Origin of the sequence: Aeromonas sp. R2-1 (genome assembly GCF_040908425.1) — a bacterium.
Taxonomy (GTDB): Bacteria; Pseudomonadota; Gammaproteobacteria; order Enterobacterales; family Aeromonadaceae; genus Aeromonas; species Aeromonas caviae.
The window spans coordinates 129,226-154,603 of record NZ_JBFODR010000015.1 but is presented as its reverse complement, the minus strand read 5'-3'; the positions used below and the strand labels follow the sequence as shown (position 1 = coordinate 154,603).

General features: G+C 65.2%; 17 protein-coding genes, 2 tRNA genes and 1 pseudogene. 11 read left to right on the top strand and 9 right to left on the bottom strand.

The features are described 5' to 3' along the window. Window positions 1-6: 6 nt before the first annotated feature. The 5 genes and pseudogenes from AB5Y80_RS03855 to AB5Y80_RS03835 all read left to right on the top strand — a co-directional run bounded on the left by AB5Y80_RS03855 (window position 7) and on the right by AB5Y80_RS03835 (window position 2,849). Window positions 7-91, top strand: a tRNA-Tyr gene (locus tag AB5Y80_RS03855). Window positions 92-122: 31 nt separating this feature from the next. Then, a tRNA-Tyr gene (locus tag AB5Y80_RS03850) sits at window positions 123-207 on the top strand. 136 nt (window positions 208-343) lie between these two features. Further along, on the top strand, window positions 344-616 hold the full coding sequence (locus AB5Y80_RS03845; protein WP_010673275.1) for a hypothetical protein: 273 nt from the start codon (window positions 344-346) through the stop codon (window positions 614-616). Window positions 617-729: 113 nt separating this feature from the next. Further along, window positions 730-1,461 carry an EAL domain-containing protein gene (locus AB5Y80_RS03840; RefSeq protein ID WP_323941856.1) on the top strand — a complete coding sequence of 244 codons (732 nt, stop codon included), beginning with the start codon at window positions 730-732 and terminating at the stop codon, window positions 1,459-1,461. 82 nt (window positions 1,462-1,543) lie between these two features. Then, window positions 1,544-2,849, top strand: a pseudogene (locus AB5Y80_RS03835) (endonuclease/exonuclease/phosphatase family protein). 56 nt (window positions 2,850-2,905) lie between these two features. Here AB5Y80_RS03835 and AB5Y80_RS03830 read toward each other — a convergent pair. From AB5Y80_RS03830 to dsrO, 3 genes are read right to left on the bottom strand one after another with little or no spacing between them, the layout of a single operon-like run. Next, on the bottom strand, window positions 2,906-6,013 hold the full coding sequence (locus AB5Y80_RS03830) for a tetrathionate reductase subunit A (RefSeq protein WP_368172531.1): 3,108 nt from the start codon (window positions 6,011-6,013) through the stop codon (window positions 2,906-2,908). Further along, window positions 6,013-7,119 carry an NrfD/PsrC family molybdoenzyme membrane anchor subunit gene (nrfD, locus tag AB5Y80_RS03825; RefSeq protein WP_323941852.1) on the bottom strand — a complete coding sequence of 369 codons (1,107 nt, stop codon included), beginning with the start codon at window positions 7,117-7,119 and terminating at the stop codon, window positions 6,013-6,015. Before nrfD ends, AB5Y80_RS03830 begins: the two co-directional genes overlap by 1 nt. After that, entirely contained in the window at window positions 7,109-7,897 is a 789-nt protein-coding gene (gene dsrO / locus AB5Y80_RS03820) for a sulfate reduction electron transfer complex DsrMKJOP subunit DsrO (RefSeq protein WP_042649144.1), read from the bottom strand. The genes nrfD and dsrO overlap by 11 nt, the downstream gene beginning before the upstream one ends. A gap of 260 nt (window positions 7,898-8,157) precedes the next feature. On the opposite strand from dsrO, the gene AB5Y80_RS03815 reads away from it, so the two are divergent. From AB5Y80_RS03815 to pepE, 3 genes are all read left to right on the top strand, one after another. Continuing rightward, window positions 8,158-10,113: a PhnD/SsuA/transferrin family substrate-binding protein gene (locus AB5Y80_RS03815; protein ID WP_323941850.1), complete on the top strand. Its 1,956-nt coding sequence runs from the start codon at window positions 8,158-8,160 to the stop codon at window positions 10,111-10,113. A 1-nt stretch (window position 10,114) separates the two neighbouring features. After that, window positions 10,115-10,726 (top strand): response regulator transcription factor, encoded by a 612-nt coding sequence (locus AB5Y80_RS03810; RefSeq protein ID WP_277856185.1) that lies wholly within the window; start codon window positions 10,115-10,117, stop codon window positions 10,724-10,726. Between the two features lie 120 nt (window positions 10,727-10,846). After that, window positions 10,847-11,575 (top strand): dipeptidase PepE, encoded by a 729-nt coding sequence (gene pepE, locus AB5Y80_RS03805; RefSeq protein ID WP_103260730.1) that lies wholly within the window; start codon window positions 10,847-10,849, stop codon window positions 11,573-11,575. 66 nt (window positions 11,576-11,641) lie between these two features. Here pepE and AB5Y80_RS03800 read toward each other — a convergent pair whose 3' ends face one another. The 3 genes from AB5Y80_RS03800 to AB5Y80_RS03790 are packed head-to-tail and all read right to left on the bottom strand — an operon-like array spanning window position 11,642 to window position 14,714. Further along, complete coding sequence (locus tag AB5Y80_RS03800) at window positions 11,642-13,180, bottom strand: DHA2 family efflux MFS transporter permease subunit (RefSeq protein ID WP_048208249.1); 1,539 nt, start codon at window positions 13,178-13,180, stop codon at window positions 11,642-11,644. A gap of 7 nt (window positions 13,181-13,187) precedes the next feature. Beyond that, window positions 13,188-14,249 carry an HlyD family secretion protein gene (locus AB5Y80_RS03795; RefSeq protein ID WP_041214625.1) on the bottom strand — a complete coding sequence of 354 codons (1,062 nt, stop codon included), beginning with the start codon at window positions 14,247-14,249 and terminating at the stop codon, window positions 13,188-13,190. A gap of 36 nt (window positions 14,250-14,285) precedes the next feature. Further along, complete coding sequence (locus AB5Y80_RS03790) at window positions 14,286-14,714, bottom strand: MarR family winged helix-turn-helix transcriptional regulator (protein ID WP_039040059.1); 429 nt, start codon at window positions 14,712-14,714, stop codon at window positions 14,286-14,288. Between the two features lie 122 nt (window positions 14,715-14,836). Here AB5Y80_RS03790 and fumC point away from each other — a divergent pair, with 122 nt between their 5' ends. Continuing rightward, on the top strand, window positions 14,837-16,228 hold the full coding sequence (gene fumC, locus AB5Y80_RS03785) for a class II fumarate hydratase (protein WP_323941847.1): 1,392 nt from the start codon (window positions 14,837-14,839) through the stop codon (window positions 16,226-16,228). A 199-nt stretch (window positions 16,229-16,427) separates the two neighbouring features. Here fumC and AB5Y80_RS03780 read toward each other — a convergent pair whose 3' ends face one another. Next, complete coding sequence (locus AB5Y80_RS03780; protein WP_039040057.1) at window positions 16,428-16,865, bottom strand: VOC family protein; 438 nt, start codon at window positions 16,863-16,865, stop codon at window positions 16,428-16,430. Window positions 16,866-17,263: 398 nt separating this feature from the next. Here AB5Y80_RS03780 and putA point away from each other — a divergent pair, with 398 nt between their 5' ends. Then, on the top strand, window positions 17,264-21,211 hold the full coding sequence (gene putA / locus AB5Y80_RS03775) for a trifunctional transcriptional regulator/proline dehydrogenase/L-glutamate gamma-semialdehyde dehydrogenase (RefSeq protein ID WP_368172530.1): 3,948 nt from the start codon (window positions 17,264-17,266) through the stop codon (window positions 21,209-21,211). A gap of 157 nt (window positions 21,212-21,368) precedes the next feature. Here putA and alr read toward each other — a convergent pair whose 3' ends face one another. Together alr and dnaB are read right to left on the bottom strand one after the other, a co-directional pair. Further along, entirely contained in the window at window positions 21,369-22,442 is a 1,074-nt protein-coding gene (gene alr / locus AB5Y80_RS03770) for an alanine racemase (RefSeq protein WP_041214623.1), read from the bottom strand. A gap of 138 nt (window positions 22,443-22,580) precedes the next feature. After that, window positions 22,581-23,975 (bottom strand): replicative DNA helicase, encoded by a 1,395-nt coding sequence (gene dnaB / locus AB5Y80_RS03765; protein WP_039040054.1) that lies wholly within the window; start codon window positions 23,973-23,975, stop codon window positions 22,581-22,583. 421 nt (window positions 23,976-24,396) lie between these two features. Here dnaB and AB5Y80_RS03760 point away from each other — a divergent pair, with 421 nt between their 5' ends. Next, complete coding sequence (locus AB5Y80_RS03760; RefSeq protein WP_010673257.1) at window positions 24,397-25,251, top strand: Tim44 domain-containing protein; 855 nt, start codon at window positions 24,397-24,399, stop codon at window positions 25,249-25,251. Window positions 25,252-25,378 lie beyond the last annotated feature (127 nt).

Below are 25,378 nucleotides of genomic sequence, written 5' to 3'. Positions count from 1 at the left end.
CCCCGTGGAGGGGTTCCCGAGCGGCCAAAGGGATCAGACTGTAAATCTGACGGCTCTGCCTTCGAAGGTTCGAATCCTTCTCCCTCCACCATCTTCCTGAACACAATATGCAATGCCCCTGTGGAGGGGTTCCCGAGCGGCCAAAGGGATCAGACTGTAAATCTGACGGCTCTGCCTTCGAAGGTTCGAATCCTTCTCCCTCCACCATCCTTCAGACAACCCGGCCTCGCGCCGGGTTTTCGCTTTTCTGGATAGAATCCATATGGCGCTGTCAGATCTGACAATTGCTCTCCCCGCACTTTTTAGAAACAGTGGAGCCTCATGTCGCAAGGAGTGCACACAGATGTTTGAAATCTGGGATGAAACGGGTCGCGAGCACGGGCTGACACTGCCCGAGCTGCAACTGCGGCTGCGGGATTACCAGGGAGACGTGATGGTGCGTTACCTCAACCGCCTCGGCCTGCCGAGCACCCTCTTCCTGACCATCCGCCAGGGATGTGCCTATCAGCGCTTCAAGGCGGGTTCCCCCATGCTCGACTGGTCCTGGCTTGCCCAGGCCATGCACGCAGCCCCCCTGGCTGGCGCCGCACCTGCACAGGGCCATGCTCTTCCCTGACCCCCTCTCATCCTGCCCACACCCAAACAGGGCCCATTATCAGACTCTTCCTACAGCCTCCGTTTAGACCCTCCCTGTATGATGCGTAACCATGTTCCCGTCAGGTGAGAACCATGTTTGCGTTCAAAGAAGAGTATCCCGTGAGTGCCATGGCCAACATGGCGGATATCGTCGTCCCCTTTTATCAGCCCATCATCGGCCAGGATCGTCAAGTCAAGGGGTATGAGGTGCTGGCCAGGCGCTGGGATGCCGATAGCCAGGGTTATCAGGGCATCGATTTTGCCGCCCTCGGCGAGGATGATGCCCTGCACCTGGATATCGTCATGCTCAGGGCCATCATGCGCGATCTGCCCGTGCTCGCCCAAAAAGGCCCCTATGCACTCTCCATCAACCTCAATCCGGCGCTCTCCAGCCCCACCTACCGCAATCTGCTGTTGCTGGTGCTGCTCCAGGCCCGCAAGCTGGGGATCAACATCTGGTTCGAGGTGCTGGAACACGTCAGGATCAAGCACCAGCACAGGGAAATGATCGAGGTGTTGCGGGCCCATGGCGCCCACATCGCCTGTGACGACTTCGGCTCTCTGGCGTGCAACTTCCAGCGCCTGATGATGCTCCCCTACGAGATTGTGAAGCTGGATCGCTCCCTGCTGCTTCAGGCTACGCGCAGTAGCCACGCCCTCAACATGCTGACGGGGCTGGTGAAATACCTGCAACGACTCGGCATGGCCGTGGTGTGCGAGGGGGTGGAGACCCAGGCCCATATCGAGGTGGCGAACCTGCTGGGCTGCGACTACCAGCAGGGCTACGCCTACGCCATTCCCTCCCCTCTCTCCCGCTGGGCCTGAGCCGGGCGCTTGCGTGTCACGGGGGAAACCCGGGCACCTTTCCCATGAAATTCGGCAGGGTGCTGCCATTTTCCTGCCAAAGATGGCAGGCTGTCCCGGCCACACTGACGCCGAGGCCCGCCATGGTTCGCTTTGCCACCTTCAATCTCGCCTTCGATCGCACTGCACCCGGCATGCTGGGGGAAGAGCTCGCCCTGACCCGCACCGAGCAGGATGCCCTGCTGGCCCGCCTCGCCGACGGCACCTTGAGCGGCGCCGAGAAGACCAAGGCCCTCGACGTGCAGCAGATCCGCAACATCGCCGAAATCATCCAGCGTACCCGGCCGGACGTGTTCCTGCTCAACGAATTCGACAATGACGGCAAGGGCAGCGACACCACGGACCTCAACGCCTTCAACGACAACTACCTGTCCCACGCCCAGCACGACGAAGTGAAGGCCATCAGCTACCCGGTGCTGCAGAACTTTGCCACCAACACCGGCCTGATGAGCGGCCATGACCTCAACCTGGACGGCAAGGTCAACAACGGGCCGGACGACACCTGGGGCTTTGGCAACTACCACGGCCAGTACGCCTTCGCCGTGATGTCCCAGTACCCCATCGATACCAAGCAGACCCGCACCTTCCAGAAATTCAAGTGGAAAGACATGCCGGGCGAAGCGAACCCCGTCATCGACGACTGCAACAATGCCAAGGCGCCGATCCCGGCCGGCCGCCAGTGCGGCGATGCCTGGTATGACGACGCCGCCTGGCAGGCCTTCCCGCTCTCGTCCAAGAACCACGCCGACGTGCCGGTGCGCATCAAGCGCGGCAACAAGGAGGAGGTGGTCCACCTCCTCATCTCCCACCCGACTCCGCCCATCTTCGGCAACGCGGCGCGCCACAACGTCAAACGCAACCGTGCGGAGATAGCCTTTTGGCAGGACTATGTGGCAGGGGCTGGCTACATGGTGGATGACGCCGGCAAGGCCGGTGGCTTGGCCGAGGGCGCCAGGTTCGTCATCGCCGGCGATCTCAACGCCGATCCCCAGATTGGCGATGGGGATCTCACCGCCATTCAGGCGCTGCACAACCATGTGCTGGTCAATCAGGCCGTCACCAACGGCGCCCTGATCCCGGTCAGCCAGGGCGGCCCCGAGTGCCTCGCCAGCCAGCCGGATCAGTGCAAGCGCAACAACAACCGCCCCACCCCGGAGCGCATCACCAGCAGCAGCGGCCTGCAGCTCGACCACGTGCTGCCCTCCGCCAACCTGAACGCGGTCGCCTCCGGCGTGTTCTGGCCGGCCAGCTTCGAACCTGGCTACCACCTGGTGTATGACGCCAAGCTGGGCATCGCCAAGGGAGTCAGCTCGGATCACCGCCTGGTGTGGGTCGACGTCACACTGTGACAGTGACGCAGAGCAGATAAGCAACGGGGCCCGCAGGCCCCGTTTTCATTGGTTTGTCATACCAGCTTCTCCACCCGGGCCGGCAGCCCCTGGCGGGCCGACGAGCCGATGGCCCAGTCCACCAGGGGGTAGCGGCCGTGGCGGCTCGGATCCAGCACCGCCAGATCGTTGAGGTTGACTCCGGCTCCGCGCAGCGGATTGGCGACCACTTTCTGGCCGTCTATCCAGTGTTCCCGCGCCCCCAGCTCCTTGTGGCCGAAGCCGTGTTCGATGGCGATGGCATCGGCCTGCACCCCGGCCACGCACTCGGCCACCCCGATCACGCTCCCATCCGGGGTGCTGACCCGCACCCTGTCCCCGCTCTCGATGCCCAGCTGCGCCGCCGTCTGCACATTGAGCCGCACCCGGTTGCTGGGGTTCACCTGGCGCAGGCGATCCGAGCCGATGCTCATGGAGCTCATGGTGTGGGACTTGTAGCTGGTGAGCAGCAGCGGCCACTGGGCCGGCTTGAACGCCTCATTGAGCGGCGTGCCGTCCGCCAGCTGGGGACGGAAGAAGCGCGGGGTACCACTCAGGAACTGCCCGCTCTGGCTGTGGCGGCGGCTGCCCACCTCGGGGTTCCACACCATCAGCGGCTTGGGCCAGCGCTTGCTTGGCTGACCCGCGTCATCGCGCCCCTTGGCCGCCGGCTCGAAGCGCCCGCCACGGGCGAAGAGATAGGCGGCGCGGCCCGCCTCCTCCGCACTCAGGGTGGCATTCAGCACCGGCAGGATCCGCTCCACCCCGGACCAGGCGAGATCCTCAGGCCCGATAGGTGGCACCGGCTCGCCGAGATAGGCGACGTTGGCCGCCCCGTAGAGGGAGAAGTCCGCCGCCTTATGCAGGGCATGCAGCTTGCCATCCGCCCCTTTGAGCGCCCCCTCGCCAAAGCCCGGCAGCCCCAGCCGTTTGGCCACCGCGATAAAGAAGGACTCCATGCAGACCGGATCCCCCTCGGCAGTCTTGGCGACTCTTGGCTCCACGATAGGCCAGCGGCCGGTGGAGACCTTGGTCATCACCCCGTGCCAGGCGGTGGCCCAGCCCCAGGACTCGTAGGTGAGGGTGTCCGGCACTAGGTAGTCCGACAGCGCCGACGACTCGTTGATGAAGCTGTCGATGCTGACCACAAGGGGCAGCACGGCAGGGTCCTTGAGCTCTTCGCCTATGGCCTTGCTGAGCCCGGCCTGGCCGTAGAGGGGATTGCCCATGTGGTTGATCCAGGCCTTGAGCCGGTAGGGGTAACCGTTCACCGCCGCGGTCAGGTGTTCGCCGAGCAATGGACCCGAGATGGGGAACCAGGGCTCTTGCGCTGGATAGGGATTCTGACCCGCCTCGCGCTTGCGCCGATATTCAGAGGTCTTCTCGTAGGGGAACTTGGAGCGCGACAGGAAGACCCCGGCGGGTTTGACCATGCCGGGGAAGCTCGCCAGATCGTAGCGCGGCCCCGCCCCGAAGGGATCGAACTTGCCGCCGCTCGCCACGGCGCCGCCCCGGGCGTTGAGGTTGCCGATCATGACGTTGAGCATCATGATGGCCCAGGCCGAGTAGAAGCCGTTGGCGCTCATGGTGCCGCCGTGGGAGACCACTGCAGCCCGGGTGCCGTGGCTGGTGAACTCCCGCGCCAGCTCCTCGATGTCGGCCACCGGCACGGCGCACTCGGCGCTGTATTGCGCGAGAGAGTGCTCCCGGCACGCCTCGGCCAGCAGCTGGAAGCTGCTCTTGACCGCGAACGCCCCCTTGGGGCCCTGAATGGTGCGATCCACCCAGAGGTTGGCCCGCTCACACTGGCCGGCAGGTCTCGGCTCGCCGCTGCTCGCCTCCTCTACCAGCATGGCGTCCCCCTCTCCATAGGCTTCCCCCTCAAAAGGCAAGCCAAGATCGCTGGCCCGCAGCATCTGGCCAAAGCGCGGATGCCCCTCGTTGCAGACAACCAGATGGCTGGCGTTGCAAAAACCGCGATAGCCGGCTCGCTCGGCGGCAGCTGCATGGGGTGCCGTCAGGAAGGGCTCGGCGTAGCGTTGGTTGTCGATGATCCAGCGCAGCATGGCCATGGCCAGGGCGGAATCAGTGGCAGGGCGGATGGGCAGCCAGCGGTTGGCGGGGGCGGAGGGCATGTTCACCGTGTTGGGCAGGCTGGGGGCCACCACCACGTAGGAGAACGGCTTGCCCGGTCGCGCCCGGTTAGCCGCCAGCTGACGGGACTGGCGCTTGAAGGGGTTGCCCGATTGCTGGGGCGAGGTGCCCATGAACAGCAGGAAGTCGCTCTCGTCCCAGTCCGGCTTGAGGTGGGCGTTCTTCTCCAGATCGTCCAGCAGGGCGCCGGCCCCGACCCGGAACGACAGGCCGCAATACGCGCCGTGGTTGGCGAAGTTGCGGGTACCGAAGCTGTTGAAGGTGAAGCGCTTGATGAAGTGATCCCGCCCCTCGTCCGAGGCGTTGCTCACCAGCAGCTGGTTGGCCCTGGGGCCGTACTCCGGGTTGGCCGGGTCGAGCGGTTCGGCGAGGTTGCGAATGGCCCGCAGCCCCTCAACCTGGCCCTCGCCGAACAGATCCCCCCCCTCCACCACCTCGGCCACCAGCTGCTCGAAGGGGATGCTCTGCCAGCGACCGCTGCCACGGGGCCCCACCCGCTTGAGACAGCGGGTGACCCGCTGCGGGCTGTCGAGCTGCTCGAGCATGGCGTTGCCCCGGGCGCAGGCGGTGGAGCGCCCGTCCAGCCCCCCTTCCTGGTAGCCGCTGGTTGCGAGCAGCGCCTGTTTGACCGGGGTCTTGAAGTCGATGTGGTGCCGGGCGGAGAGGGGGTGATAGGGGTTGCCCAGGATCCGCACTATCTGGTCGCGCTCGTTGTCGATGCGGGCCCGCACTCCACACAGGGTCCAGCAGCCAAGACACATGGTGTTGGCAACCCGCTGGGCCGGGCTGGGATGCAACTCCCCCTGCTCATCAACCCTGTACTCCACGGCCAGCGAGTTGCCATGGATGGGATCCCGGGTCGGTTTGCCCGAGCTGCCGGTGGCAAGACCACTCGCCACCTGCTTGAGGGTGTCGCTGTAACCGGCGACGAACAGCCCGGTGCCGCCGGCAATGGCGGCGCCCTTGAGAAACTTGCGTTTGCTGTGATCCATCAGAGTGCCTCGCCTGCAAAAGTTGTGGATGCCTTGATGGCGGGGGAAACAGAGGGGCGCACCAGCTCCGAGAGGGCCACCAGCAGGGCCAGCAGCAGACCGAAAGTGCCGAGAATGCCGAGCACACCGGCCGGGCCCCAGGCGATTTCATAGAGGTAGACGCCGGCCCCGTACTTGGGTGCGAGCTGCCCCTGAATGAGCACCAGCCAGCGCAGGCCCCACACCAGGTGCAGCCCCAACAGCCCCAGCCCCCAGAGTGCCAGGCGGGCAGAGATCCTTGGCCGCACCAGCATCAGCAGGCCGGCCAGCCCCAGGGTCAGCAACAGCCAGTGGGCCGCCAGCCGCCAGCTCGGATCGAGCCGATAGAGGGCCGCGGCCTCTGCCGCCGAGGCGCCGCCAAACAGGGCCCAGCCCAGCAGGGAGAGCGCCAGCAGGCCTAACGTCCAGCCACTCTGGCGCAGCAGGGTCGACTCGGTCTGGGCATGCCAGCCCGCCAACAAGCGGTTGAGCAGCAGCAGGGCACTCTGGGCCCCCAGCACGGCGCTCAGGGTCAGCAGCCAGGGCAACCAGGGGGTATGCCAGAGCGGGCGCGCCGCCACCGCCATGGTCTCAAGCCCGGTGTAGAGGGCGATGCTGAGCCCGCTCAGGGCCGCCAGCAGGGAAAGGGGCCGCTGCCAGACGTGCCCCGACCAGCTTCCCAGGCAGAGCAGCCTGGCAAAGCGGGCTATCTTGTCCCCTTCTGCGCCGCGCCGGGCCAGGGCAGGCCTTAGCAGCAGCCAGCCGAGCAGCATGGAGAGCAGGCTGAACAGCGGCAGCAGATAGGCGCCATACCACATGACGGAGCCAAAGCGGGTCTGGGCGTAGAAGTGCCAGGCCCGGGCCGGCTGGTGCAGATCCGCGGTCAGGGCGATGGGGGCCACCAGACCGGCCGCCACCATCAGCACCGCCGCCAGGGTCTGCAGCCGCGGATCCGGCGCCTTGCGCCACAGCTCAAACGCGCCGAGCCAGAGGGCCCCGTAGGCGAGGCCGATCAGAAAGAAATATTGCACCGCCCAGGGCAGCCAGGTGATGGGCTGAGCCGGGGCCAGCAGTTCGTTAATGACCATGGGCTATCTCCTTGCCATCGTCGGTGAGCAGGGTGCGCAGGGCCGGGTTGCCGTCGACCTTGCTGACGAAGGCCTCGTCCATACCGAGATAAAAGACCCGCGGCTGGGTATTGGCCTCCGGCTTGAGCACCTTGAGCGCCGGCTCGTGTTCGCGCAGCAAGCGGCTTATCCGGCTCTTGGGATCGTTCAAGTCGCCTATGATGCGCGCCTCGCCGACACAGCTCTCGACGCAGGCGGGCAAGAGCCCCGCCTCCAGCCGATGGGCACAGAAGGTGCACTTGTCGGCGGTGTTGGTCTCGTGGTTGATGAAGCGGGCATCATAGGGGCAGGCCTGCACGCAGTAGCCGCAGCCGACGCACCAGTCGTTGTTGACCACCACGATGCCGTCGTCCCGCTGGAAGGTGGCGCCGGTGGGGCAGACATCGAGGCAGGCGGGCTCGGCGCAGTGGTTGCAGAGCCTTGGCAACATCAAGAGGGAGGCGGGAGCCTCGAGGGCGGCCACGTCACTCACCTCGTACTGGCTCACCGTGGTGCGAAACTGGCCGAGTGGAGGCTGGTTTTCGATGGTGCAGGCCACGGTGCAGGCCTGACAGCCGACGCAGCGGCGCAGGTCGATCAGCATGCCGTAACGCTTGCGGCCATCCCCCCGGCTGATGGCCGCCCGCCCGTTGCGGGGCGCGGGAACGGACTGCGCCTGAACCTGGGTGACGGGGATCAGGGCCGCCCCTGCGGTGAGGGCGGCGATCCCGGATAACAATCGGCGCTTGCTGGGCTCCATGGCGTCTTTCCTTCTGCTGAGCTGGCTTGAAAGGGGTTGGGCCGATTGTCCTCAACGCAGGAAGTCGCCTCTATTGTGGTTTTCCACATACCGGGAGCCGGGTTGATCCAGCGCAATAAAAAATGGCCCAGCCCTGCTGAACTGTGACCGGGGCGGCGTTTGCCGCCCCTCCCGGCCCCCGTTCGCATGCAAGCGCACGTCCCGGTGATAGACTGCCCCCTTTGCACCGAGAGGAGAGCCCCCTGCACGCCCCAGTTCCCTTGTCCCTGCTCAGCCTGCTGCTCTGGCTCGCCCTGTCAGCCCTGCCGCTGCGGGTGCAGGCCGCCCCGACTCCCTCTTCGCCAGCGCCGGCCCGGCAGCAACCCGCACCATCCCAGGCCGCGCCGGTGCAGGCCTTGGCCGAACCGATACGCATCGGCGTGCTGGCAACCCGTGGCCCGGCCCTAGCCAGAGCCCAGTGGCAACCGCTATTGCGCTGGCTGGCACAGCGCGTGCCCGACCATCGCTTCGTGCTGCATCCGCTGGGGCTCGATGAACTGGCCGAGGCCGTCGCCCGCGAGCACCTCGATTTCGTCATCACCAACCCGGGCCAGTCGGTGAGTCTGGCGCGCCAGTATCCGCTGGCCTGGCTCGCCACCCTCAAGAGTCCGGCCGGGGGGGACAACCTCGCCATCGGCGCCGCCCTGGTGGTGCCTGCCCAGACCCCCTACCGACACTGGCGTGACCTCAAGGGGCAAGCGGTCGCCGCCGTCTCGGAGAACGCCTTCGGCGGCTACCTCGCCTATCGCTTCGAGGCGGGCGAACAGGGAGTTCGGCTGGAGCGCTTCTTCTCCACCGTGCAGTTCACCGGCTTTCCGCTGGACCGGCTCATCGAGCGGCTGACGGCAGGGGAGGTGGTCGCCGCCATCGTGCCGGTGTGTCAGCTGGAGCGCATGGAGCGGGAAGGCAAGGTCGCCAGGGGAGCGTTTCGGGTGCTGGATGATCAGGCGCCGGCCGGCTTTGGTTGCCAGAGCTCGACCCGGCTCTACCCCAACTGGTCCTTCGCCAAGACAGAGCGGGCCTCCCCCGCGCTGGCGCTGGCGGTGACCCGCGCGCTGTACGCTCTGCCCGCTGATAGCGAGGCGGCCATCGCCGCCGATTCGGCGGGCTGGACCGTGCCCACCAGCGAGCTTGCCATCGACCGCCTGCTCAAGGCGCTGGATCGCCACCCGCTGCAGGGCCCCTGGTGGCAAGCGGCCTGGCACTGGCTGCGCCAGCATCAACAGTGGGGCTGGGGCGCCCTGGCGCTGGTACTGCTGCTGGGGGGCCACCACCTGCTACTGCAATACCTGTTCAACCGCAGCCAGCGCCGGCTGCTCAAAGCCCGCCACCAGCTTGAGCAGAAGGGACGCCAGCTGGCACAGGCCAGACGACTCGCCGAACTGGGTGAGCTGGGCGCCAACGTGGCCCACGAGATCAATCAGCCCCTGACCGCCATCGCCAACTACAGCCAGGGGGCACTGCTGCGACTGGACAGATTGGCACAGGATCCGGCCCAGGTTGCCGCCCAGGCCTCCCTGCGTCAGGCCCTGGAGCAGATAGGGCTCCAGGTCCAGCGCATCACCCAGACAGTCAACCGGCTCAGAGCCAGGCTGCAAAAGCGCCCTCCCCGCTTCGCGCCTTGCGACCTGCCCACCCTGGTGGCGGAGTTGCACCCCCTGCTGGAGCAGATGCTGGCGCCGCTCGACGTCGCCTTCACCCTGCACTGGCGGGGCCAGCCACGCCCGTTACCTCTGGACGGCACCGGGATGGAGCAGTTGCTGGTAAACCTCATCAAGAATGGCGCCGAGAGTGCAGCGAAGAGAGCGGCGCAGAGGGCAGCTAAGAGTGCGCGCCCCGCTGTTCACTCCCCTACTCACCCCACTACGCAAGCACCGGCACAGGAGCCTGCCCGGGTCGAGCTGCTGATCGCCTTCGAGGCGCAGAGCCTGCTGCTGGAGATCTGCGACAACGGTGCCGGCCTGAGGGTCCCCGCCACCGAACTGCAGCAGGCGTTTTACAGCGACAAGCCGGACGGCATGGGGCTGGGGCTGGCCATCTGCCGGGAGGTGGTCGAGAGCCATCGCGGCCAGTTCAGCCTGGAGAACCTGAGCCCCCACGGTTGTCTGGCCCGGGTCACCCTGCCCGTGCCGCCCCCCGAAACCCTCCCTTCATCCACCGACATGCCGAGGAACTGAGATGACGTTTCCCTCCCGCCCCCCGCTCTATCTGGTCGATGACGACGAGGCCGTGCTCGACTCCCTGCGATTCATGCTGGAGAGCTGCGACGAGCGGCAGCTGTTCAGCTTTGCCGATGGCGAGCGCTTCCTGGCCGAGGTCGATCTGCACCAGCCCGCCTGCCTCATCCTCGACTGCCGCATGCCTGGGCTCTCGGGCCCCGAGGTCCAGCAGCGGCTGAAGGCGGCCCAGAGCCCCATCGCCATCCTGTTTCTCACCGGCCACGGCGAGGTCCCACTGGCGGTGGAATCCCTCAAGCTGGGGGCGGTGGATTTCTTGCAAAAACCGGTGCAGCTGGCCCCCCTGCTCGCCGCCATCGAGCGGGCCGAGCAGGCGACGCAGGCGGCGGCCACCCGCCTCGCCCAGCTGGCCGCCTTTGAGCGCCTCACCCCGCGCGAACGCCAGTTGTTGCAGCTCATCGCCCGGGGCCACAAGAACCAGCAGATAGCGCAGGATCTCTGCATTTCGGTGCGCACCGTCGAGGTGTGCCGCGCCAGCCTGATGAAACGCCTGGCGGTGAACTCCCTCGCCGAGATGCTGCTGCGCTACGCGCAGGTGAACGAACACCCCTGAGTGGCCTGCAACCGTACAAAACGGGCCGAGATCACACATTTGGCGCTTCGATGGCGGTAGAGTGCCCTCTTCTCTTCACCAGGATCGCCCGGGTCCTGCGCCTTGTTTCGAGGACACATCATGGAACTGCTTCTGCTCAGCAACGGTAAAACCACAGAACACCCCGGCCTGCTCGGCTGGGCCCGCGACCGGGTGCAAACCCTGCTCGCTCGCAACCAGGTCAAGCGCATCCTGCTCATCCCCTACGCGGTGATCCGCAGCGACTGGGATGCCCGCGCCCGGGAGCTCACCGAGAGTCTGGGGGTGGACGCCATCAGCATCCATCACTTCGACGATCCGGTGGATGCCATCAACCGGGCCGACGCCATCTTCATCAGCGGCGGCAATACCTGGCTCCTGAACCAGCGGCTGCACGAGTATGGTCTGGTGGTCCCCATCCAGCGTGCGGTGCGCGAGCGGGGCGTGCCCTATGTGGGCTGGAGCGCCGGCTGCAACGTGGCCACCCCCAGCATCCGCACCACCAACGACATGCCGGTGTGCAGCGCCGTGGTGCTGCCTGCGCTGGGGCTCTTCCCCGTGCAGATCAACCCCCACTATCTGGACGCCAGCATCAGCGGCCACATGGGGGAGACCCGGGACGAGCGTCTGGCCGAATTCTGCGCCATCAACCCGAGCGAATCCGTGGTGGCCCTGCGCGAGGCGAGCCTGTTGCAGATCGGCGGCGAGAGCATCGAATACTGGAGCGCCCGGGGCGAGACTTTCAAGATCTTCAAGCACGGCGAGCCCGTCCGGGAATACGGGGACGCTGCGCCTCTGGCAGCGCTCACCCCCTTCACGCCGGCACGCTGATCCTGCCAAACGACAGAGGGATGGCCTGCGCCATCCCTCTTTCTTTGTTGCTCGCCCCTTCGTGATTCACTCCAGAATGGCCATCTCCTCCCGAGAGCCGCTGCGCCCGGGAGCCCTCAGCAACACCACCAGCGGCACGGCGCACAGGCTGACCCACATCATCAGGCGAAAATCCTGCAGGTAGGCGAGCAGGCTGGCCTGCCGGGTCACCTCGCCGTTGATCATGGCCAGCCCCTTCGGCGTCATCAGCTCCGCCATGCCCCCGCCCTGATGCAGGTTGACATTGAACGGGGTGATGTAGGCGGCGAACGCCTCGTGGTTCATCTGGGATCGCTGGGCCAGATAGGTGATCACCACCGAGATGCCGATGCTGCTGCCGATGTTGCGCACCAGGCTGAACAGCGCCGTCCCCTCGTTGCGATAGCGCGGCGCCAGGGTCGCAAAGGTGATGGTGGAGAGGGGCACGAAGATGAAGCCGAGCCCCAGCCCCTGGATGATGCCGGTGCGCACTATGTCCCAGCTGCCGATGTCCGTGTTGAACAGGGTCATCTCCCACATGGAGAAGCTGGTGAGCAGCAGCCCTGACAGGATGAGGTAACGGGCGTCCACCCGGCCCGACAGCCTGCCCACCAGCATCATGGCAACCATGGTGCCCACCCCGCGCGGGGCGAGCAGGTAACCCACGTCGATCACCGGGTAACCCATCAGCCCCTGCATGAAGGGAGGCAGCAGCGTCATGGTCGCCAGCAAGATGATGCCGACGATGAAGATGAAGAGCAGACCGACGCTGAAGTTGCGATCCCGGAACAGGGCCGGTTCTATGTAGGGGTGCGGGTGGGTGAAGATATGCACCACGAAGAGGTAGAACGCCATCACCATCAGGATGGTCTCGATGACGATCTCGGGGCTGGCGAACCAGTTTTGTGACTCCCCCCTGTCCAGCGCCATCTGCAATGCCCCTATGCCGAGACTCAGCAGGGCGAAGCCCAGCAGATCGAAGCGGCGGCTGGCATCGATCTTCGTCTCCTCGATGAAGGCGGCAAGCCCGAACCAGGCCAGCAGGCCGAACGGCAGGTTGATGTAGAAGACCCAGCGCCAGTTGTAGTACTCGGTGAGCCAGCCCCCCAGCGACGGCCCCAGGATGGGACCCACCATGACCCCTATCCCCCAGAGCGCCATGGCAGAGCCGTGCTTCTCAGGCGGATAGGTGTCCAGCAGCACCGCCTGTGAGAGGGGCACCAGGCTGGCACCGAAGATCCCCTGCAGCAGGCGGAACAGCACTATCTGATCCAGGCTCTGGGCCGCGCCGCACAACATGGAGGCAACGGTAAAGCCCGCCACCGACCACATGAACAGCCTTTTGCGGCCAATTCTTGCCGAGATGAAACCGGTCAGCGGCATGAAGATGGCGGCCGCGACTATGTAGGAGGTCAGCACCCAGGAGATCTGATCCTGGGTGGCGCCCATGGCCCCCTGCATATGGGGCAGGGCGACGTTGGCGATGGTGGTGTCCAGCGCCTGCATGATGGTGGCCAACATCACCGACAGGGTGATGAAGCCACGTCGGGAGCTCTGATCCACCCCCTGATGGCTTTGCGTCGTCATATTAACCTCAGAATGACCAGCCCAGCAGGCTGCGTTTGTGGCCGGTGTCTATCTTGGTGATGGCGCTCAGGCCAGCGCGCAGAGTAGGCCCGGAGGCCATTTCGTCCAGCTTGATGCGCACCGCGACTCGCTGGGCGATCTTGACCCAGTTGCCGGTGGCATTCTGGGCCGGGATCACCGAAAACTCGGAGCCGGTGGCCGGGCTCAGGCTCTCCACCACCCCGTGCCAATGGGCATTCGGGTAGGTGTCCAGGCTGATCTCCACCTCCTGCCCCGGCTGAACATGGGTCAGCTCGGTTTCGGTGAAGTTCGCCTCTATCCAGGGGCTGTCGGTCTCTACCAGCATCATGGCGGTCATGCCGACGATGCTGTACTGGCCCGGCTTGGGCAGCTGGCTGGCGATGCCGTTGGCGGGGGCGTAGATCTTGGTGCGGGCGAGATCCAGCTTGGCCTTGGCGAGCTCGGCGGCGGCCTCCTGATAGGCGGGCTGCTGCTCCACCGGCAGGTTGACGTCGCCGTTCAGGGAGGCTTCAATCTTCTTGAGCCCCTCCTCCAGCGCCACCTGTTGCTGGGCGGTCTGTATGGTGAGCTGACGGGCATCGTCATAGTTGGCGGTGGAGGTGAAGTGTTTGGCCACCAGATCCGCCTGGCGATGCTCCTCCTTCAGGGCATAGGCATGGCGGGTGCGTGCCACGGCGATCTCCGCCTGCTGGCCGCGATAACTGGTCTGCAGCGCCACCAGATCGGTGCGCACCTTGGCGAGCTCCGCCTCGGCCTTGGTTACCGCCACCTGGAAGGTCTCGGGATCCAGCTCGAACATCAGCTGACCGGCCTTGACCTGCTCGTTCTCATTCACATAGACCTTGGCCACCCGGCCCAGCACCTCGGTACTGATGGGCACCTTGTCCGCCTTCACATAGGCGTTGTCGGTCTCGACATAACGGCCACCCAGCATGTAGATGGCACCTATGCCGAGCAGGGCCAGGGCCGGTACCACCACCAGCAGAAGCAGACGGGTCCGGCGGCGGTTCGTCACCGGCGTTTGGGGAGGGGAAGATTCGGCATTCATAGAAACACTCCACATTCAATGCTGATAAAGATGAGATCAATACTTCGATAGATTGTCGCGCAAGGTCTTGAGGGCGTCGCAGAGGGCGCGGGTGCCCGCCTCCCCCAGCTCACCGATGGCGTGCTGATGCACCACAGCGGAGGCCTGCTTGATCTTCTCGAGATAGGGTTCCGCCCCCTCGGTCAGGAACAGCTGATGGGCACGCCTGTCGTTGGGGTCGTTGCGCCGCTCCACCAGACCGTTGTCGGCCATCTGATCGAGCTGGCGCGCCAGCGTGATGGGCTGGATGTCCAGCCGCTCGGCGAGATCCACCTGGCGTATGCCCTCGCTGCGTGCAATGTGCACCAGAGCCCTGGCCTGGGCCAGGGTGAGGCAGCTTCCCTCCAGCTGCTGCTGGAACTGGCGGCGCATCAGGCGCTGGACGTCGCCGATGAGAAAGCCAAGGGTGTCCGGTTGTTTGTTCATGATATGCAACCCATATAGTAAGCTTTACTTATTATATACAAAGCGTATCCATGTGCAAGCTGGCTCCGGCAGCCGTTTGGGTTCATGCTGGGTGCCACCACCTCAACGGCAGGAGACACGTCATGGATATCAGGATGGAGCGGGACAGCCTGGGGGAGATAGCCGTCCCGGCGGACAGGCTCTGGGGGGCCCAGACCCAGCGCTCCCTGCATCACTTCAACATCTCGGGGGAGCGCCAACCCATGGAGATCATCCATGCCCTGGCCCGCATCAAGTCCGCCTGCGCCCGGGTCAACCACGCCCTGAGGCTGCTCCCCGCCCGCAAGGCCCAGGCCATCATGGCCGCTGCCGACGAGATCCTGCGCGGCCTGCACGACGCCGAGTTTCCCCTGATGGTGTGGCAGACCGGCTCCGGCACCCAGACCAACATGAACCTCAACGAGGTGCTGGCAAACCGGGCCAGCGAACTGCTCGGCGGCCCCCGGGGGGAAGCGCGGCTGGTGCATCCCAACGACGAGGTAAACAAGAGCCAGTCCAGCAACGATGTCTTCCCGAGCGCCATGAACCTGGCGGCGGTCACCGCCATCACGCAGCGGTTGCTGCCGACCCTCGCTGCCCTGAAGCAGACCCTGGCAGGCAAGGCCGCCGCCTTCGACCACATCGTCAAGATTGGCCGCACCCATTTGCAGGATGCCACTCCCCTCACCCTGGGCCAGGAGATCTCCGGCTGGGTCGCCCAGCTTGAACAGGGGGAGCGCCATCTACGGGCCGCCCTGCCCCATCTGTGCGAGCTGGCGCTCGGCGGCACCGCCGTGGGCACCGGCCTCAACTGCCCTCCCGGCTTTGCCGAGGCGGTGGCCAGAACCCTGGCCGAGCAGACCGGTCTGCCGCTCATCAGCGCCCCCAACAAGTTCGAGGCCCTGGCGGCGAGTGACGCCCAGGTTCACGCCCACGGTGCCCTCAAGACGCTGGCAGCCTCCCTCATGAAGATCGCCAACGACGTACGCTGGCTGGCGAGCGGCCCCCGCAGCGGGCTGGGGGAGCTGCTCATCCCCGAGAACGAGCCCGGATCCTCCATCATGCCCGGCAAGGTCAACCCGACCCAGAGCGAGGCCCTCACCATGCTCTGCGCCCAGGTGATGGGCAACGATGTGGCCATCAACATCGGCGGTGCCAGCGGCAACTTCGAGCTCAACGTGTTCAGGCCGATGATCGCCTACAACGTCCTGCAGAGCGTGCGGCTGCTGGCTGATGGCATGCAGAGCTTCCACGACCACTGCGCCGTCGGCATCACCCCGAACCAGGCCAGGATCAACGATCTGCTCTCCCGCTCCCTGATGCTGGTGACGGCCCTCAACCCCCATATCGGCTATGACAAGGCGGCCGAGATCGCCAAACGGGCGCACCATCAGGGGCTGAGTCTGCGGGAGGCGGCCATTGCCTCTGGCCACCTCAGCGCGGAGCAATTCGATGCCTGGGTGATCCCCGCTGACATGGTGGGCCGCACGCCATAAGGCAGCGCAGCGCACGGCAATCCCATGCTCGGGTGATCCCGCTGACATGGTGGGCCACACGCCATAAGGCCGCGCAGCGCACGGCAATCCCATGCCCGGGGCATACCAGCGCAGGTGGCGGGGCGCAGCAAATAGGGACAGTGATGGGCAACAAAGATGAAAAGGGCGCCATGGCGCCCTTTTCATTGCAGATCTGCCGTCAAGTCTTGCTCTGGCAGTTGAACATCCAGTGGGTGCCGAATTTGTCCACCAGGGATCCGAAATAGTCACCCCAGAACATCTCCGCCAGCGGCATCTCCACCCTGCCTCCCTCGGCCAGGGCTGCGAACAGGCGATCGGTCTCGCCCCGGCTGTCCGGCTCCAGGTTGAGGTAGCTGTTGTTGCCCTGCACCAGGGTGAACCCCATGCTGGCCGGAGCATCCGTGCCCATCAGCACGTGGCCCCCGAGGATGGGCAGGGCCACATGCATCACCAGCTCCCCGTCTTCCTCCGACAAAGGGGGCTGGCCCGGGCAGCCCGGGGACTCCTTGAACCTGTGAATGGGGCCGCTGAAGTCACCGCCGAACACTTCGCGATAGAAGAGGAAGGCAGCCTCCGTCTCCCGGGCAAAATTGAGATAGGTACTGACACGCGCCATGGGTTTCTCCTTGTCACCGATAGCTGGCCCCTGTGGCCAGCTAACAGCATAGAAGAGCACGGGGCTCTGTCAGGTGGCGCTCCGCTCCCTTCTGCGCACGGGGGAGCCGCACTCACAACCCAGGTTCGGTCGAACACGCAAAAGTGCAACCCGATTTGCAGTGGGTTGCACCTCATATAGGCATTCATAAGATGCATTGCCAACCCATTAATAATGCTGTGAAAAGCGGACAAGCGGCGGGCTTGAAAGGAGTCTGATGGAGACCGGATTCATGGAAGAATTCAACAATGTAACCAATACATTAAAATTTCTTGCTTGAAGGTTGCACCTAGTTGCACCATCATCGGCGAAATTTAACCGTCCGGTAATATTGTTACCTTCTAGACACAGGAAGTCCCATGGCCACTACCACCCTCGGCGTCAAACTCGATGAAGCGACCCGCGACCGCCTCAAACAGGCTGCGCAGACCCTGGATCGCACTCCCCACTGGCTGATCAAGCAAGCCATCTTCACCTATCTGGAGCAACTGGATCGCGGTCTGACCCCGCCCGAGCACTCCGGGCTGGCTGCCGCCGCCGGGGAAGAGGCCGTCGAGACCCTGACCGAGCAGGGCATCCAGGTCTTCCTCGAGTTTGCCGAGAGCATTCTGCCCCAGTCCGTGCTGCGGGCCGCCATCACGGGGGCTTATCGCCGCCCCGAGACCGAAGCCGTCCCCATGCTGCTGGAGCAGGCCCGTCTGCCCAAGGACAAGGCTGACGCGACCCAGAAGCTGGCCATGGGCATCGCCGAGAAGCTGCGCAACCAGAAGAGCGCCAGCGGCCGTCAGGGCCTGGTCCAGGGGCTGCTTCAGGAGTTCTCCCTCTCCTCCCAGGAAGGGGTGGCCCTGATGTGCCTGGCGGAGGCGCTGCTGCGCATCCCCGACAAGGCGACCCGGGATGCCCTCATCCGCGACAAGATAAGCGGCGGCAACTGGAGCCAGCACCTGGGCCAGAGCACCTCATTGTTCGTCAACGCGGCCTCCTGGGGTCTGCTCATCACCGGCAAGCTGGTGGCCACCCACAACGAGGCGGGCATGAACAGCTCCCTCAAGGGACTCATCGGCAAGGGGGGTGAGCCGCTCATCCGCAAGGGCGTCGACATGGCGATGCGCCTGATGGGTGAACAGTTCGTCACCGGCGAGACCATCGCCGAGGCGCTGGCGAACGCAGGCGGCATGGAGAGCAAGGGGTTCCGCTACTCCTACGACATGCTGGGGGAAGCGGCCCTGACCGAGGAGGACGCCAAACGCTATCTGGCCTCCTACGAGCAGGCCATCCACGCCATCGGCAAGGCCTCCCACGGTCGCGGCATCTACGAGGGGCCGGGTATCTCCATCAAGCTCTCCGCCCTGCATCCGCGCTACAGCCGCGCCCAGTACGATCGCGTCATGGAGGAGCTCTACCCCACCTTGCTGGGCCTGACCCAGCTCGCCAGGCAGTATGACATCGGCATCAACATCGACGCCGAGGAGGCCGATCGCCTGGAGATCTCCCTCGATCTGCTGGAGAAGCTCTGCTTCGATCCGTCCCTCACCGACTGGAACGGCATCGGTTTCGTCATCCAGGCCTACCAGAAGCGCTGCCCCTATGTGATCGACTACGTCATCGATCTCGCCAAGCGCAGCCGTCACCGCCTGATGATCCGTCTGGTGAAGGGCGCCTACTGGGACAGCGAGATCAAGCGCGCCCAGCAGGAAGGGCTGGAAGGCTACCCGGTCTATACTCGCAAGCCCTACACGGACGTCTCCTACCTCGCCTGCGCCCGCAAGCTGCTGGCGGTGCCCGAGGCCATCTATCCCCAGTTCGCCACCCACAACGCCCACTCCCTGTCTGCCATCTATCAGCTGGCGGGTCAGAACTACTACCCGGGTCAGTACGAGTTCCAGTGCCTGCACGGCATGGGTGAACCGCTCTACGAACAGGTGGTCGGCAAGGTGGCCGACGGCAAGCTGGGTCGCCCCTGCCGCATCTATGCACCGGTAGGCAGCCACGAGACCCTGCTCGCCTACCTGGTGCGCCGCCTGCTGGAGAACGGGGCCAACACCTCATTCGTCAACCGCATCGCGGACAACAACATCTCCCTCTCGGATCTGGTGCAGGATCCGGTGCAGCAGATCGAGCAGATGGCCGCCCGTGAAGGGACCCTGGGTCTGCCCCATCCGCGCATCCCCCTGCCCCGGGATCTCTACGGCGAGGCGCGCCCGAACTCCGCAGGTCTGGATCTCGCGAACGAGCACCGCCTGGGGTCCCTCTCCGCCGCCCTGCTCGCCAGCACCAACACCGCCTATCAGGCCGTGCCCATGCTGGGTTGCGACACCGAGGCGCCGACCCAGTTCCAGCCCGTGCTCAACCCGGCGGATCACCGCGATGTCGTCGGTCAGGTGAGCGAAGCCACGGTAGCGCTGGTGGACAAGGCGCTCGCCTGCTCCCTCACGAGCGGCCAGATCTGGCAGTCCACCCCGCCAGCCGAGCGGGCCGCCGTGCTGGACAGGGCCGCCGATCTGATGGAATCCGAACTGCAACCCCTGATGGGCCTGCTGGTTCGCGAATCCGGCAAGACCTTCGCCAACGCCATCGCCGAGGTGCGCGAAGCGGTGGACTTCCTGCGCTACTACGCCGCCCAGGCGCGCAACCACTTCGCCAACGACACCCACAGGCCGCTCGGCCCCGTGGTCTGCATCAGCCCCTGGAACTTCCCGCTGGCCATCTTCAGCGGCCAGGTGTGCGCGGCCCTGGCCGCCGGCAATACGGTGCTGGCCAAGCCTGCCGAGCAGACCCCCCTCATCGCGGCACAAGCGGTGCGCATCCTGCTGGAAGCGGGGGTACCCGCCGGAGCGGTGCAACTGCTGCCGGGCCGTGGTGAGACCGTGGGTGCGGCGCTCATCGCGGACGAACGGGTGCGCGGCGTCATGTTCACCGGCTCCACCGAGGTGGCGGGCATCATCTCCCGCAACCTGGCCGGTCGCCTCGACGCCCAGGGCCGCACCATTCCCCTCATCGCCGAGACCGGCGGCCAGAACGCCATGATCGTCGACTCTTCCGCCTTGACCGAACAGGTGGTGATGGATGTCATCTCCTCGGCGTTCGACAGCGCCGGTCAGCGCTGCTCCGCCCTGCGAGTGCTGTGCGTGCAGGATGACGTGGCGGATCGGGTGATCCGGATGCTCAAGGGCGCCATGGCCGAGTACAAGGTCGGCAGCCCCGAGCACCTCTCCACCGACATCGGCCCCGTCATCGACGCCGAGGCCAAGGCCAACATCGAGCGCCACATCAAGGCCATGGGCGACAAGGGGCGCAAGGTGCACCAGATCGCCCGCACCCAGGGGGATGCCTGCAGCCGCGGCACCTTCGTGCTGCCGACCCTGATCGAGCTCGACAGTCTGGACGAACTGGGACGCGAAGTGTTCGGCCCTGTGCTGCACCTGGTCCGCTACCCGCGCACCCGGCTCGGGGAGTTGCTCGAGCAGATCAACGGCAGCGGCTACGGCCTGACCCTGGGTGTCCATACCCGCATCGACGAGACCATCGCCCAGGTGGTGAACGTGGCCAAGGTGGGCAACCTCTACGTCAACCGCAACATCGTGGGTGCCGTGGTCGGGGTGCAACCCTTCGGTGGGGAAGGGCTTTCCGGCACCGGTCCCAAGGCCGGTGGCCCGCTCTACATGTATCGCCTGCTCGGCGCCCGTCCCCAGGAGGCGGTGGCCAACCAGCTGCACCAGGAGTCCGGTGCCCTGCATGCCGAGGCGAAAGCCCCCCTCGTGGCCCTGCGCGACTGGGCGAGCAAGCAGGATCCGGCCCTCGCCGCCCTGTGCGATCACTACGCCGCGCTCTCCCAGAGCGGCCGTACCCAGCTGCTGACCGGCCCCACCGGCGAGCGCAACAGCTACAGCCTGCTGCCCCGGGAACGGGTGCTCTGTCTTGCCCAGGAGAAGGCCGACCTGCTGGCCCAGCTGGCCGCCTGTCTGGCGGTCGGCAGCCAGGTGTTGCTGCCGGACGATGCCCAGAGACGCTCCCTGCTCTCTTCCCTGCCGACCGAGGTGCGGGATCCCATCGCGCTGGTGGCGGACTGGGCCACGGGGGAGACGGACTTCGATGCCCTGCTGCACCACGGCGACTCGGATCAGTTGCGGGAGGTGAGCAAGCTCGCCGCCGCGCGCCAGGCAGCCCGTAACGGCGCCATCATCGGTGTGCACGGCCTGCATCGCGGCGAGACCGACATCCCGCTGGAGCGCCTGCTCATCGAGCACGCCCTCTCGGTCAACACCGCCGCCGCCGGTGGCAACGCCAGCCTGATGACCATAGGCTAAGCGCCACATAGTGACGGAGACTCAAGCCCCGCCGATGCGGGGCTTGTTCTTTCGTCTCTGGGACACGCCCATGAAAAAGGCCGCCCCTGTCGGGGCGGCCTTTTTGTTCTCCCTTCTCCCCTCGCGGGAGAAGGGTGGGGGATGAGAGGCGACTCGCCTACACATACTCCATAAAGACGCGGGAGGTGAGCTTGGTGATGAGCTCATAGGGAATGGTGCCGATCTGGTCGGCCACCCGCTCCACCGGCAGCCCTTCCCCCCAGAGCACAGCCTCGTCGCCGGCCTTGTCGGTGGCGCCGGGACCGAGATCCACCGTGGTCATGTCCATGGAGACGCGACCCACCAGGGGCACGATGCGGCCATTGACCAGCACAGGCGTGCCGTTGGGGGCCATGCGCGGATAGCCGTCGCCGTAACCGATGGCAATGACCCCGAGCCGGGTATCGCGATCCGACACCCAGTTGGCGCCATAACCCACCGGCTCGCCCGCCTTGTGATCCCGCACCGCGATCAGTTGTGTCTTGAGGGTCATCACCGGCTGCAGGTCGTAATCCGCCGCCACCGTATTGGGGAAAGGCGACACGCCGTAGAGGATGACGCCGGGGCGCACCCAGTCGCAGTGGGAATCCGGCCAGGCCAGGATGCCCGCCGAGTTGGCCATGGCCCGCTCACCCTTGAGCGGCGCGGTCAGCTGGCTGAACAGGTCGATCTGCTCGCGGGTGGTGGGTTGCTCCAGCTCATCGGAGCGGCTGAAGTGAGTCATGACATTGAACGGCTGCACCACGTTCTTGCACTTGCCGAGGCGCTCGATAAAGGCGGGCATCTCCTCGGCCCGTACCCCGAGGCGGTGCATGCCGGTATCGAGCTTGAGCCAGGCCACTACGGGGGCAGGCAGCTCCGCCTGCTCCAGCGCCTCGAGCTGCTCCCAGGTGTGCACCGCGGTCTGCAGGTTGTTGGCCGCCAGCACCGGCAGGTCGGCGGCGCTGAAGAAGCCCTCCAGCAGCACGATGGGCTTGACCACGGCGCAGGAGCGCAGCATCAGCGCCTCTTCGATGCGGGCCACCGCGTAGGCGTCCGCATCCACCAGGGTGCGGGCGACCGGTAGCAGGCCGTGGCCGTAGGCATTGGCCTTGACCACGGCAATGATCTTGCATTGGGGGGCGTGGCGTTTCACCACGGCGAGATTGTGGCGCAGGGCCGCTGTGTTGATCTGGGCGATAGCCGCTTTCATCTGTTTTCCCTTACGAGGGCATGATAATCAGGCACCGGGTGGTGTCAGCCCTCAAATCTCATCGTCTAAGGCCGGACCGGCAGAATTGTCGAACCGGGAAAACTGTTTATGGATGCCGGGAGCAGGCTCCCGACTTACTTAGTAGTCATCGTCAAACGCCGGGCCCGCGTAGTTGTCAAAACGCGAGAACTGACCCTGGAAGGTGAGCCGCACTCGTCCTATGGGGCCGTTACGCTGCTTGCCGATGATGATCTCGGCGATCCCCTTGTCGGGGCTGTCGTCGTGATAGACCTCGTCGCGGTAGATGAACATGATCAAGTCCGCATCCTGCTCGATGGAGCCCGATTCCCGCAGATCCGAGTTGACCGGGCGCTTGTCGGCCCGCTGTTCCAGGCTTCGGTTGAGCTGGGAGAGCGCCACCACGGGGCACTGCAGCTCTTTCGCCAGCGCCTTGAGGGAGCGGGAGATTTCACCGATTTCCAGAGTACGGTTGTCAGACAGCGCCGGCACCCGCATCAGTTGCAGGTAGTCCACCATGATCATGCTGATGCCGCCGTTGTCCCGCGCCACCCGACGGGCACGGGAGCGCACTTCGGTCGGGGTGAGGCCGGAGGAGTCGTCGATGTACATCTTCCCCTTCTCCAGCAGCAGCCCCATGGTGGAGGAGAGCCGCGCCCAATCCTCGTCGTCGAGCTGGCCGGTCCGCACCTTGGTCTGGTCGATGCGGCCCACCGAGGCGAGCATACGCATGATGATCTGCTCGGAGGGCATCTCGAGGGAGAAGATCAGCACCGGCTTGTCGGCGGTGAGGGCCGCGTGCTCGCACAGGTTCATGGCAAAGGTGGTCTTGCCCATGGAAGGACGGGCGGCGACGATGACCAGATCCGAACGCTGCAGGCCGGCGGTCATCTTGTCCAGATCGTTGTAGCCGGACGATACGCCGGTCACCCCGTTGTGGGGGGTCTTGAACAGCTCTTCAATCTTGTCGACGGTCTGCTCGAGGATGAGCTTGAGCGGCTGGGGGCCCTCGTTGGCGCTGGTGCGCTGTTCGGCGATCTGGAATACCTTGCTCTCGGCCAAGTCCAGCAGATCGTTGGAGGTACGCCCCTGGGGCTCGTAGCCCGCTTCGACTATCTCGTTGGCGACCGAGATCATCTCCCGCACCACCGCCCGCTCACGCACGATCTCGGCGTAGGCACTGATGTTGGCGGCACTCGGGGTGTTCTTGGCGATCTCCACCAGATAGGCGAAGCCACCGGCCTCTTCCAGTTGCTCGGAGCGCTCGAGCTCCTCCTGCAGAGTGATGAGGTCGATGGGGTTGCCCGCGTTGGAGAGGCGGGTCATGGCCTGGAAGATCAGGCGGTGCGGGCGGCTGTAGAAATCCTTGTCGATCACCCGTTCGGCGACCCGATCCCAGGCCTCGTTGTCCAGCATCAGGCCGCCCAGTACGGACTGTTCGGCCTCAAAAGAGTGGGGAGGTACTTTCAGCTGTTGTGTCTTGGCGTCTTTTTTCGCCGTCACTTGCTCTGCCATACACATAAAAACCGCAGCGGGAAGGGGACGGGAATTTTACAAAAGAAACCCCGCCATCGCGAGTGCTAATACGTCCCGTCATCGCATCCGGCGACAAGACGGGACCCTGGCCTCGTCAGCGCCATCCACTTCTGCGCCGCAGACCTGCCTCACAGTACGAGAAAGGGCCAGACCAGGGTCTGATCTTTCGTTCTTGCTCTTTGTTTGTTGCGCAGCCTGCGCACCGAGCGACTCGGCCGTCTTTGTTTCATGGGCGCCTCCCCTGTCGGACGACTCAATCTGTTCATGAATAATTCATGCCATCCGTGATAATCATACCCGCAAGCTGCAACACAAAAAGGGACTGGCAGCCTGCCATGCGCCTCGCTGAGCTTGCACAAGCAGAGCATGCCCCCACCTACATGAGAGTGAAAGAGTCAAAATGAAAAAGATGCTGACCCTGTTTGCCCTGATCCTGGCCATTGGCCTTGGGGCACCCATCGCCGAGGCCAAGAAACTTGGTGGCGGCAAATCCTTTGGCAAGAGCTACAAGACGGCCCCGGCCCAACCTGCGGCCAAGCCGGTCGACACCAAGAACCCGACCGTGGGCGCCCAGGCACCCAAGAAAGGCGGCATGATGGGCGGCCTGCTGGGTGGTCTGCTGGCCGGCGGCCTGTTCGCCTACCTGCTGGGCAGCGGTGCCTTCGAAGGTCTGCAAGGGATGGACTTCCTGCTGATCGCCCTGCTGGCACTGGGCGGTGTCTTCCTGTTCCGAGCCCTGCGCAGGAACAAGGCGGCAGCGGCCCAGCCACAGACGGCCTATGCGGGCTATCAACCGCCCCAGAGCGCGGCCCCCCAGCAGTTCGAGCAGAGCCACAGCGCCCCGCAGGCCACCGGTTTTGCCGACAGCGACGTGCCCTTCCGTCTGCCCCCGGGCTTTGACATGAACGGCTTCCTGGCCGGTGCCCGCGATCACTACCGCACCCTGCAAGAGGCCTGGAACAAGAACGACCTGGAGAAGATCCGCGAGTACGTGAGCCCCGAGCTGTTCGAGCACCTCAAGGCCGAACGCGCCGAGCTCTCCGGTGAGCAGCACACCGAGGTGATGTACGTGGACACCCAGCTGGTCCGTGCCGACTACGGCAGCGACTGGGCCCAGGTGAGCGTGCGCTTCAGCGGCCGCTACATGGACCGTCAGGAGCAGGTCGAGGAGGATATCAAGGAGGTGTGGCACCTCGAGCGTGATCTCGCCAAGGACAATGCCCCCTGGCATATCGTCGGCATCGAGCAGCTCTAAGGTTCAACCGACCCATTTCATCAAGGCGACCTCAGGGTCGCCTTTTTATTGCCATCAGATCGTGTCATGCCCTATTTCGAGGCAGCTCCCCGTGACCGGATATATTTCCCGAGAGACACTGCTGATG